General features: G+C 66.1%; 6 protein-coding genes. 5 read left to right on the forward strand and 1 reads right to left on the reverse strand.

Annotation, left to right across the window (positions count from 1 at the left end):
* Positions 1–3 precede the first annotated feature (3 nt).
* From Pla108_RS08920 to Pla108_RS08940, 5 genes are read left to right on the forward strand one after another with little or no spacing between them, the layout of a single operon-like run.
* Positions 4–645 carry a DUF3826 domain-containing protein gene (locus Pla108_RS08920; protein ID WP_146444591.1) on the forward strand — a complete coding sequence of 214 codons (642 nt, stop codon included), beginning with the start codon at positions 4–6 and terminating at the stop codon, positions 643–645.
* A 45-nt stretch (positions 646–690) separates the two neighbouring features.
* Positions 691–2,340 (forward strand): pectate lyase family protein, encoded by a 1,650-nt coding sequence (locus tag Pla108_RS08925; RefSeq protein WP_197526418.1) that lies wholly within the window; start codon positions 691–693, stop codon positions 2,338–2,340.
* Positions 2,312–3,913, forward strand: coding sequence for an MGH1-like glycoside hydrolase domain-containing protein (locus tag Pla108_RS08930; RefSeq protein WP_146444592.1), 1,602 nt, complete (start codon positions 2,312–2,314; stop codon positions 3,911–3,913). The genes Pla108_RS08925 and Pla108_RS08930 overlap by 29 nt, the downstream gene beginning before the upstream one ends.
* Positions 3,910–6,270: a glycoside hydrolase family 95 protein gene (locus tag Pla108_RS08935; protein WP_146444593.1), complete on the forward strand. Its 2,361-nt coding sequence runs from the start codon at positions 3,910–3,912 to the stop codon at positions 6,268–6,270. The genes Pla108_RS08930 and Pla108_RS08935 overlap by 4 nt, the downstream gene beginning before the upstream one ends.
* Before the next feature lie 59 nt (positions 6,271–6,329).
* Positions 6,330–8,387 (forward strand): glycoside hydrolase family 127 protein, encoded by a 2,058-nt coding sequence (locus tag Pla108_RS08940; protein ID WP_146444594.1) that lies wholly within the window; start codon positions 6,330–6,332, stop codon positions 8,385–8,387.
* A gap of 1 nt (position 8,388) precedes the next feature.
* On the opposite strand, the gene Pla108_RS08945 is transcribed toward Pla108_RS08940, so the two are convergent.
* Positions 8,389–11,472 (reverse strand): DUF6298 domain-containing protein, encoded by a 3,084-nt coding sequence (locus Pla108_RS08945; protein ID WP_146444595.1) that lies wholly within the window; start codon positions 11,470–11,472, stop codon positions 8,389–8,391.
* Between the last annotated feature and the right edge of the window lie 6 nt (positions 11,473–11,478).

Raw genomic sequence — 11,478 nt, forward strand, 5'->3', positions numbered from 1 at the left:
TCGATGTGGTCTTCGACTTATCGAAGGGTCGGGTTGGTCGGTCTGATGGGCGCCGCGGCGTGGCTTTGCTGCGACTCGCGCCCGGCAGCGGCCGACACTCCGACGCCTGAGGACGCCTATCGACAGACCGTCGTTAGTCGAGCCAGTCGCATCGTCGAGGCGTTGGAACTGACTAACGACGCGCAGCGTGAGCGGGTCGTGACGCTAATCGCCGACCATTACGTCGCCCTGCATGACGCCCATGCGGAGCGTGACGCGGCGATCGAGTCGGGCGCCTCGGATAAGCAGGCGGCGCGGGACGCCTGCTCGCTAGTCATCGTCGAACGCCATCGACATTTTGTCGCGGCGTTGTCCGCCGAGTTGCCCGCCGAAGGCGTCGAACGCGTCAAGGACGGGATGACCTACGGCGTCGTGCCGATCACCTACGCGGCCTACCAGCGGCTTCTGCCGGGCCTTTCCCCCGAGTTGAAGCGGATGATCCTCGCGAACCTGCTCGAAGCGCGCGAGTACGCGATGGACGGCGGCTCGTCGAAGGAGAAGCACGGCTGGTTCGGCAAGTACAAGGGCCGTATCAACAATCGCCTGTCGGCGGCGGGTTACGACCTGAAGCAAGCCGAACACGATCTGGCGGCTCGGACGGAGTAGCCGCCCGAGCGGCTCGCGCCTCGCATAATCCTTTTGGAGATCGCTGTGTCAATCCGTTTGCTTTCGGCCGTCTTAGTCGCGTCGTTCCTTGCCGAGGCGTCCGGGCAGTACCCGACCGTTCCGAAAGACGTCGCGTCGGAGAGCCAACGCCGTTTGCAAGAAGTGTTCAAGCGATCGGACGCGGCGTGGGCCGAAGCGCAGCCGGCGATCGAGGCCGCCTCGAAGGAAGGGAAGCCCTTCCTACCCGGCGCCAAGCGACCTGAGGACTTGCCGCAGGCGGAGATCCCCGCGTTCCCCGGCGCCCAGGGGGGAGGCATGTACTCGTTCGGCGGCCGCGGCGGGAAGGTCTTCGTCGTCACGACGCTCGCCGACGACGGGCCGGGCAGCTTCCGCGAGGCCCTCGAGGCTGGCGGGCCGCGCATCGTTGTCTTCAACGTCGCGGGAATCATCGAGCTCAAAAGCCGGCTGATCGTCCGCGCGCCGTACCTCACCATTAATGGCGCGACCGCCCCCGGCGACGGCGTCTGTATCGCTGGCGACACGGTTGAACTGGAAACCCACGACGTGGTGATCCGCCACCTCCGCTTTCGCCGCGGAGCGACTTGGGTCGGCGACCGCAACGACGCGCTGGGCGGCAACCCGGTTGGCAATATCATGCTCGACCATGTGTCGGCGAGCTGGGGCCTCGACGAGAACCTCTCGATGTACCGGCACATGTACCAGCCGCCCGACGGAGGGCCCGATCAGAAGCTGCCGACGGTCAACATCACTATCCAAAACTCGATCTTCAGCGAAGGCCTCGATACCTACAACCACGCCTTCGGCAGCACACTCGGCGGCTATAACAGCACGTTCCACCACAACCTCTGGGCGTGCAACTCGGGCCGCAACCCGAGCGTCGGCATGATCTATGACTTCACTTTCGTGAACAACGTGCTCTACAACTGGCGTCACCGCACGGTCGATGGCGGCGACCATCGTAGCTTCTACACGCTGATCAACAACTACTACAAACCGGGCCCCGCCACCCCGAAGGGCGAGAGGATCAGCCACCGCCTGATCAAGCCGGAGCAGCGTCGGACGCCGTACTACGTCCTCGACTACGGCAAGGTCTACGTCGCCGGCAACGTGGTCGAAGGGAACGACCGCGTAACGGCCGACAATTGGGACGGTGGTGTCCAGGTCGACGTCCCCCAGCCGCGTGAGCCCTTGAAGAAAGGCTCGCGCGTCCCGAGCGAGGCGGAGGTGATCGCCGAAGTCCGTTCAGACACGCCTTACCCGCACTCTTACCTCGAGATTCAGATCGCGGAAGACGCCTACGAGACCGTTCTAGAGAACGCCGGCGCCACGCTGCCACGCCGCGACGCGGTCGACGAACGTCTGGTGGAAATGGTCCGCACCGGTACGGTCACCTACGAAGAAGGCAAAGGGATCATCACCGACATCGCGCAGGTGGGGGGGTATCCTGAGTATGATGGAGAGCCCTACGCCGACGCCGACTCGGATGGCATGCCCGACGATTGGGAGGCCTCCAACGGCCTGAACCCGAACGACGCCTCGGACGCCGCCGGCGACCTCAACGGCGACGGCTACACGAACGTCGAAGACTTCTTGAACGGCCTCGACCCGACCGCCCCCCGCAAGAATTGGGACGCCCCCCACACCTATGTCGACTTGTTCTGGCAAAGCTTCTGAGCTTGCGAAGGGCGTCGTCGGCGTAGCGTCGATCGTTCTGTTGGGGATGGCTTGCGGCGCGCCGTTGCTCGCTGCGCCACCGGCCTTGCCGCTTGACCACGGCGCGTGGTTCGCAGAGCGTTTCGCGGCGGCGGACGACGAGGCCGTCGTCAACCTCGTCCCGAACTCACAGGCGGCCGCTTGGCTGGCTGAGGAGGCGCCGCGGTTCGATTGCCCCTCGACCCGCCTGGTCGAGACGTACTACTTCCGCTGGTGGAGCTATCGGAAGCACATTAAGGCGACGCCCGACGGCCGCGTCCTGACCGAGTTTATCACGCCGGTCAGTCACGCCGGCGCTTTCAACACGATCGCCTGCGCGATTGGCCACCACGTCGCCGAGGGCCGTTGGCTACGCGACCGCGGCCTGCTCGACGAGTACCTCCGCTTCTGGTTCCGTAAGGGATCGGGCGAGGGGGGCGTTCAGCCGCACCTGCATAAGTTCAGCGGCTGGATCGCCGCGGCCATCGACCAGCGACGTCGCGTCAGCGGTGACGACACGTTGGCGTTTGAGTTGCTCGACGACTTGGTCGCGGACTACGAGCGTTGGGAAGTTGAACGCCAGCTGCCCAGCGGCCTCTTCTGGCAACGCGACGTCAGCGACGGCATGGAGGAATCGATCAGCGGCGGCCGCCGCGTGCAGAACATCCGGCCGACGATCAACTCGTACCAGGTCGGCAACGCCCGGGCGATCGCCGCGATCGCCCGCGACGCGGGGCGGTTCGACTTGGCGGACGAGTACGAACAGAAGGCGCTAGTCCTCGCCGAGGAGTCGGTCGCGGCGATGTGGGACGTCGAAGCCAAGTTCTTTAAGGTCCGTCTCGAATCAGGCGCGCTCACCGACGCCCGCGAGGCGATTGGCTATATCCCCTGGCTCTACGGCGTCGCCCGACCCGAGCATGCCGAGGCGTGGCGCCAGATCAAAGACCACGACGGATTCTGGGCGCCCGCCGGGCTCACGACCGCCGAGCGACGGCACCCGTCGTTCCGGACCCACGGCGTTGGCACGTGCGAGTGGGACGGCGCCGTCTGGCCGTTCGCCTCCTGCCAAACGCTCGGCGCGTTGGCCAACGTTCTCCGCGGACCCGCTCAACCGTGGGTGACGCGCCGCGACTACCTCGAGCAACTGCTCCGCTACGCCGAGTCGCATCAGCAGAGCGGCGTCCCCTACCTTGGCGAGTACCTCGACGAGGTGACCGGCGAATGGCTCATCACGGGGCCAAAAGAACGCCGGAGCCGCTACTACAACCACTCGACGTTTTGCGACCTCGTGATCTCGGGGCTCGCCGGTGTCGTCCCGCAGCCTGACGACACGGTCGTGATTGATCCTCTACTTCCCACCGACACGTGGGATTGGTTCTGCCTCGACGGCGTTCCCTATCATGGGCGGACGCTGACCGTTATTTGGGACCGCAACGGGACCCGCTACGGACTCGGCGCCGGTCTGTCGGTCATGGCAGACGGAAAGGTGCTGGCCTCCGCGCCGGGGCTAACCCGGCTCACGGCGTCACTCCCCAAGACCCAAGAACAACCATGAAGTGGTTCTCGCTCGCAATCGCCTTGGTCACCAGTGTCGGCTCGGCAGAGCCGGGGCGTTGGGCCCTCCAATACGACACGCCGGCCGAGAAGTGGGTCGAAGCCCTCCCGGTGGGCAACGGCCGGATGGGGGCGATGGTCTTCGGCGGCGTCGCCGAAGAGCGGTTGCAACTCAACGAGGACTCCGTCTGGACCGGCGGTCCGCACGACTACGCCCACCCTGGCGCGCACGAGCATCTCGCAGAGATCCGCCGGCTGCTCTTCGCCGGCCAGCAACGCGAGGCCGAGGACCTGGCGACGCGTGAGTTCATGTCGCTGCCGATGCGGCAGCAGTTCTACCAACCGATGGCGGACCTGCGCCTCAAGTTCGAGGGAACGCCGGTCGCTGACGTGACGGATTATAGCCGGTCGCTCGACTTGAGCGAGGCGGCGACGTCGACCTCCTTCTCCGTTGAGGGGCTACGGCATCGCCGAACGGTTTACGCGAGTTTCCCCGACCAAGTGATTGTCGTCGAACTCGAGGTCGATCAGCCGGGACAATTGGACTTTGTCGCAACCCTCTCAACGCCACACGATCGTCACGAGGTGGCGGAAATCGATGCGGCGACGCTTCAGTTGACGGGGCTCGTGAACGACGCCGAAATCGGATCCGGCGACGTCGCCGAAGGGCAGGTGCGGTTCGCAGTCGCTTTGCGTGGCGTCGCGACCGACGGGGAATGCCGCGTCGCCGAAGGGGCCTTGCGAGTTACAGGCGCCACGAAGGCGACTCTGCTGCTGTCGGCGGCGACGAATGTCGCGAGCTACAAAGACATCTCGGCCGACGCCAGCGCGCGGGCCATGGCGGATCTTGAAGCCGCCTCGCGCCGAACACCGACGGCGATCCGTCAGCGACACACCGAGGACTATCGCGACCTCTTTGATCGGGTGACGTTCTCGCTCGGCGAGCCCGACGCCGGCGTCGCCGACTTGGCGACCGACGACCGGCTGGTCGCCGCGAAGGAGCGGCCCGACCCCGATCTGGCCGCGTTGGTGTTCCACTACGGCCGCTACCTGATGATCGCGTCGAGCCGTCCCGGCGGACAACCGGCCAACCTGCAAGGGCTCTGGAACCAAGACCTCTCCCCCGCCTGGGGAAGCAAGTACACGACCAACATCAACGCGGAGATGAACTACTGGCTCACCGAGCCGTGCAATCTCGGCGAGAGCAACGAGCCGTTGTTCGACGCCATCCAAGAGGTTGCCGAAGCCGGCGCTGTGGTCGCCCGTGAGCACTACGCGGCGCCTGGTTGGGTGCTGCACCACAACACCGACCGCTGGCGCGGGGCCGCGCCGATCAACGCAGCGGACCATGGCATCTGGCCGTCGGGCGGGGCGTGGCTCTGTCAGCACCTCTGGCTTCACTATCTCACCGGCGGCGACGAAGAGTTCCTCCGTTCCACGGCCTATCCCCTCATGAAAGGCGCTGCGGAGTTCTTCGCCGCCTACCTCGTCGAAGACCCCCGCAACGAGAACGGCTGGCTCATCAGCGGGCCGAGCAATTCGCCCGAGCAGGGGGGCCTCGTGATGGGTCCGACCATGGATCACCAGATCGTCCGCGACCTGTTCGCCAACACTATCGAAGCGGCGGAGCGATTGGGAGTCGACGAGGACTTCCGCCGCCAATTGGCCGAACTGCGGGCCCGGATCGCCCCCAACCAGGTCGGTCAGCACGGCCAGTTGCAAGAATGGCTCGAGGATCGCGACGACCCTAATAACAAGCACCGGCACGTCTCGCACCTCTGGGGCCTCTACCCGGGCGACGAAATCACACCCGATACCCAAGACGTGTTCGCCGCCGCTCGCCGCTCGCTCGAGATGCGCGGCGACGGCGGAACCGGCTGGTCCCGCGCCTGGAAGGTCAACTTCTGGGCCCGCCTTCGCGATGGCGATCACGCCTACCGCGTTCTCGATGGCCTGATGACCCTCACTGGTTCCCCCAAGTCGTCTCACAACGGGGGCGGGCTCTACGCCAACCTCTTCGACGCCCACCCGCCGTTCCAGATCGACGGCAACTTCGGCGCGACGGCGGGCGTCTGCGAGATGCTGGTGCAATCGCATCGACGGACCGCCGACAGCGAGCGACTGATCGAGTTGCTGCCGGCGCTGCCGACCGCCTGGCCCGAGGGGAAGGTTGCAGGGCTGCAGACCCGCGACGGATTCGAAGTCGATCTCGAATGGCGTGATGGCGAACTGACGACCTGCCGAGTCGAGTCGCTACGGGGCAAACCAGCAACAATTGTCTTGGGAGATCGGCGCCAATCGCTCCGACTCGATGCGGGTGAGACCCTCTCCCTCGACCGCCAATTGAAGCCTCTCTGACCTGGCTTGCACGTCGAGGGAGCGTGGCGTCACCGATACCAAAGCTGAGGAAACTTGCGATGAGCGTCCGCCCGCTGCTTGTGATGGTGCTCGCGACGCTGCCGACGGCAGTCGCCACGGCCGAGCCGTTAGCCGTCGCCGACACGTCCGTGAGCCCCCACGCGGCGGTCCGTCCCGTCGGGGTGGACGAGGTGCATTGGACCGACGGCTTCTGGGCCGATCGGCTGCGGGTCTGCCGTGACGTCTCGATCCCCGCGATGGGGGAGTTGATGCGGGACTCGCGGTACAAGCCGTTCTACGAGCACTTCCTGATCGCGGCGGGCGAGGCCGAAGGCGATTATCACGGCGCCGCCTGGAACGATGGCGACTACTACAAATGGATTGAGGCGGCCTGCAGCTCGCTCGCCGTCGAGCCGAACGCCGAACTCCAGGCGACCGTCGACGAAGCGGTCCGGGCCGTCGTCGCCGCCCAACGGGCCGACGGCTACCTCCACACACCGGTACTGATCCGCCAACGGAACGGCGACAAGACAGCACAGCCGTTCTCTGACCGCCATGACTTTGAGGTCTACAACCTGGGCCACCTGATGACGGCCGGCTGTGTCCGCTATCGGGTCAGCGGCAAACGCGACCTGCTCGCCGCCGCGGAGCGGGCCGCCCAGTTTCTCGAAGCCGCCTTCGCCGAGCCGACTCCCGCGATGGCGCGGCAGGCGGTCTGCCCTTCGCACTACATGGGACTGATTGAGCTGTATCGCACGACGCGAAACGAGCGCTACCTGCGGCTCGCCCAGCACGTGATCGGCTTGCGGAACCTGGCCGCCGGTGTGGCTGGCGGCGGTGGCGACGACAATCAAGACCGGATCCCTTTCGTCGACCAGCGCGAGGCGGTCGGCCACGCCGTACGGGCCAACTACCTCTACGCCGGGGCGGCCGACCTCTACCTCGAGACGGGCGACCCCGCGCTCGTCGAGCCGCTCGAGGCGGTTTGGCGGAACGTCACCCAGAAGAAGCTCTACGTGACCGGCGCCTGCGGCGCGCTGTTCGACGGCGCTTCGCCCGACGGCGCGATCGACCAGAGCGAGATCACCCGGATCCACCAGGCGTATGGCCGCAATTACCAGCTCCCGAGCGAGGTCGCTCACAACGAGACCTGCGCCGCCCTCGGGGCCGTGTTCTGGAACTGGCGCCGCTTCCTCGCCACCGGCGAAGCCCGGCATCTCGACTGGATCGAACTGGCGATGCACAACGCGGTGCTGGCGGGCGTCAGTCTCGAAGGGGCCGATTACTTTTACACCAACCCGCTACGCGTCACCGACCCGGCGCCGACCGAACTGCGTTGGTCACGCACCCGCGAGCCGTTCATTGTCTCGTTCTGCTGCCCGCCGAACGTGGTCCGCACTGTCGCCCAGCTCGGCGGTTACGCCTACAGCAAATCGCCCGGCGCCCTGTGGGTGAATCTCTACGGGGCGAACACGCTCGAGACGGACATCGACGGCGAGACCCTCCGCCTGCGCCAAGAGACCGAGTACCCGTGGGAAGGGCAGATTCGCTTCGTCATTGAAGAGGCGCCGAAGAAGCCCGTCGCGTTGCGTTTCCGCGTCCCGAACTGGGCGGGGGGAAAGATCGACGTCCAAGGCCCGACGCATCGATACAAGCTCGGCGAGAAGCCAGCGCCGACCCGTGTTCACAACGAAAAGGGCTTTCATGAGATCAAGACGGCGTGGCGTTCCGGAGATGTCCTGACGGTCACGCTGCCGATGCCCGTCGTGCCACTTGAGTCACACCCGCTGGTGGAAGAGACGCGGAATCAAATCGCCGTGAAGCGTGGGCCGATCGTTTACTGCCTTGAGTCGATCGACCTTCCCGATGGCGTCCAGCTAGAGCAGGTGGGACTCGACGTCGACGCCGCATTCCGCGTCCTTCCCGCCGACGAGAGCTTGCACGGGGCGAGGGCGATCGAAGCCGATCTTTCGGTCAGCGCCGCCTCCCCATGGCGGACGCTCTATCGTCCCGCGACAGGAGGGGACGAGTTGTCGATCAAGGCGCGGCTTATCCCGTATTACGCCTGGGGCAACCGGGGCCCGTCGGAAATGACCGTCTGGCTGCCGCGCCGGTGAGTCACTCGCTCGGCGTGACCCAGGCGACGCGTTGGGCCATCGTCAGGGTGTTGCCGGCGGCGACCGTCACCTCGCCGGTGACTTGGCCCGAGGCGGGATCGATCCAGCGGACCCGGCTCGGCGTCCGGATCGGCAGCGTCGTCCCTTCCTCGATTGCGTAGCAGAGTTCAAGCCCTTCGCCGTCGGCAAGTCGCATCAGGGCGTCCCCCTCGGACCAAGTGGGGGCCATCGTTACCAACGAACGCTTCAGTTCAACGGATAGCTTCGGCACGTTGGCTAGTGAGCCGCCCCCCATCAGCACCGCCCACCCGTCCCGCGGCGTGCGGTAGGAGTGGTCGGCGTAGAAAGTGACCGGCTTGGTGGGGAAGGCCTCACGGTACTCGCGCACCGAGCGGGCGACCGACGCAAAGTCGCCCGAGCTAACGCTGCTAACCCGCTGGTGCTGTCGGGGCGCCATGTTGGCGCCGCCGGGCGGGGCGTAGAGCTTGCCGTTACGGGCGTAGGACCAGTAGCGGATGTCGATCACGTCGATCGCGTCACGCCGCACAGGATCGGCTAGCAAGGCGTCCTGGACATCCTTGGGTGCGCTGATCGCCACGAGAGCAGGGGCGTCGGTCGCATCGCGTCGCGAGTCGACCGTGTCGAGCCAGAACTGCGTAAACTCAAGCGGGCCGGTGTACTCGGCGCTGGTCATCTGCAAGACGTTAGAACGGTCGGCAAAGCTATCAACGCATTGATTCAGATAGCCACGGTGCAGTTCACGTAGCTTCGCGTTGGCGGGGTCGTAGAACTGATGGGCGATGAAGATTCGTTTGTCGCCGACGTACGGCGGAGGCTCCGAGAACGGCGTCGCGTTGACGTTGTTCACCGAACGCCAAGGGCAATCGGCCCAGTGGCCGCCCGCCTCGAGGATGTTGTGTTGAAAATAGCACTGGTGCATGAAGACGAGCCCGCGCTGGTCGCAGAGCTCGGTGAAATCGCGTAAACGGTCCCAGTACCAGGCGTTGAACTTGGTTAGGTCGTAGCGGCTGAGGCCGTCCCACGCCCGACCCTCGCCGCTGCGAGCGAAGGGCTGTTCGAAGAACGGCGGCGCCACCGCGCCCGTCGCGCGGCGCACCATCAGGTGGTCGTCGCGACGTCGGTCGTACCAGAGGCCGTAGTGGTGGTCGTAGGCGACCGTCCCAGCCCTGCCCATTCCGTCGGCGACATCGACAAGCTCGTCCGTAAGACCGGTTCCGTAACGCCCGGGAGCGTACCGAGAAATGGAAGGGCCGAACTCTGGGGCGTCGTTGGGGCGGATCACGCCACGCCACCATGTCGGATTCATTGTCCCGCCCGTGGCGACTTGCCCGTCGATGGTGATCCAGCCGTTGACGATTTTCATCGGGTGGCTTGCTGGCGTCGCTTCCTGAGAAGGGAGGGCGCCGACGACTCGGTCGAAGCCGAGCCCGGCCGGGGTAGAGGGGGTGGAGGGGCTCGTCGAGTCCTTGAGCCGCTCGTCGATCAAGTCGCGCAGCGTCTTGGCCGGGGCGTTTGACATCCCGACAAATCCCACCGCTTCGCGTACCGAGGGGCGTGTCGACGCGATCGGGTCGAGCAGGAAGGGACCGACTCGCTCCGCGGCGGCTTCGCCAAGGCGCTCGGCGACCTGGGCCTTGAACAGGCTGATCGGTTTGTAGAAATCGCTGAGCCCGTGGAATTCGCCATCGCCGACCGGCTGCGCCCAAAAGGCGAGGGCCCAGTTCTGCGCCGTCGGCGGCGAGAAGCAATGCAGCTGCGCCGCTTGGCACTGCCACGCGACACAGTTGGCTGCCGACCAGCCGGCGCCGGGCGGGTCGAGCCACCGATTGACCAGCGCCAGATTGCCGCCGTCGATCCGCACATTGTCGTAGAGCACGCCCGAGGCCCAACTCTCTAGCGGGCCGCTGTCGCCATGCGTGTTCGAGGCGTAGCAGTTCACAAACGCGTTGGGCCCGGCTGCGCAGTGGCCAACCGAGAAATCGTGCAACCCCTCTTCAGCCCAGCAGCGCAGGAAGAGCGTTTGCTGGCCTTGCGTGAAGAAGGAGTGTCGGCGGTAGCCGCCCAGCTCAGAGACCGGGGCCAGCGACAGGCAATCCTCGACGGTCGCCCCACGTACACCTTCACGGAGCAACACCGCGCCGCCTGCAAAACCCACGAACCGTGTCCGCAAGACCCACAAGTCTTGGGCGTCATTCGCGACCACGCCGTACCAGCTGTGCTCTTCGTCGAGCGGGTTCTCGCTGGTTGTCTTGCTGACCAGCGTGAGGTCCTGGACGCCGACTTCGCGGAGCCGCTTGTTGGCGGTCACCTTGGCGACCGCCCCGCCGCCAAACCGCTTGTCGAGCGATGTCGTCAGCGGCGCGTCGAGGGTGATCGTGCCGCCCTCCACCGCGACCACCCGCCGCTCCCAGCGGATATCGGTCCGGCCGGCGCGCCAGCCGACGCCGTCGGTTTTTGCCCCCAAGGCGGCGATCCACGCCTCGGTCGAAGGCCGCGTCACCACGACGGCGTCGCCGTCTTTCAGGCCGTGCTCGGCGTCGAGGACCAGATCAACGGCTCCGACCGGCACGTAGTCGTCGGTGACGGGGATTGGTTCGGCCGTCGCTAACCGCAAGGAGGTAGCCGGCTCGATACGAATCAGCGGCCGTCGGCCTTCTCCGGTCGCGACAAGCCTCGTGCGGTCAGCGCCGGCGCCCTGTAGGACGACGCCGCTGGCCGTGATCTGCAGCTGGCCAGCGACATCGTGCGTTCCTTCCGCTAGGAGCACAGCGCCCCGAAGCCCAGCCTCATCGACAGGCAGCGTGCTGACATAGTCGATCGCCGCCTGAATCCGCCGGCCGTTGTCGCCTTCGATCACATTGACTACCACCCGCACTGGCGTCACGGGGATCGCCCGGTCGGCGCCGGCGTAGCCGCAAGACGAGAAGTCTGGGACGCGATCGCCCCGTTCGTTCGGCTCGTAAACGAGCTTGCCGTGCGGCCCCGCATGGACAGGCGGCGACGCGCCGCGGGCGGCGCCGCTCAGGAGCAGGGCGATCAGCAGCGTGCGGGTAAGAAGAGGCATATCTCG

Origin of the sequence: Botrimarina colliarenosi (assembly GCF_007859955.1) — a bacterium.
In the GTDB taxonomy this organism is placed as follows: Bacteria; Planctomycetota; Planctomycetia; order Pirellulales; family Lacipirellulaceae; genus Botrimarina; species Botrimarina colliarenosi.

What these genes read in the sequence shown, in the direction of transcription:
- Pla108_RS08920 (WP_146444591.1), top strand. Translation starts at nt 4, where the DNA reads ATGTGGTCTTCGACTTATCGAAGGGTCGGGTTGGTCGGTCTGATGGGC.
- Pla108_RS08930 (WP_146444592.1), top strand. Translation starts at nt 2,312, where the DNA reads ATGTCGACTTGTTCTGGCAAAGCTTCTGAGCTTGCGAAGGGCGTCGTC.
- Pla108_RS08935 (WP_146444593.1), top strand. Translation starts at nt 3,910, where the DNA reads ATGAAGTGGTTCTCGCTCGCAATCGCCTTGGTCACCAGTGTCGGCTCG.
- Pla108_RS08940 (WP_146444594.1), top strand. Translation starts at nt 6,330, where the DNA reads ATGAGCGTCCGCCCGCTGCTTGTGATGGTGCTCGCGACGCTGCCGACG.
- Pla108_RS08945 (WP_146444595.1), bottom strand. Translation starts at nt 11,472, where the DNA reads ATGCCTCTTCTTACCCGCACGCTGCTGATCGCCCTGCTCCTGAGCGGC.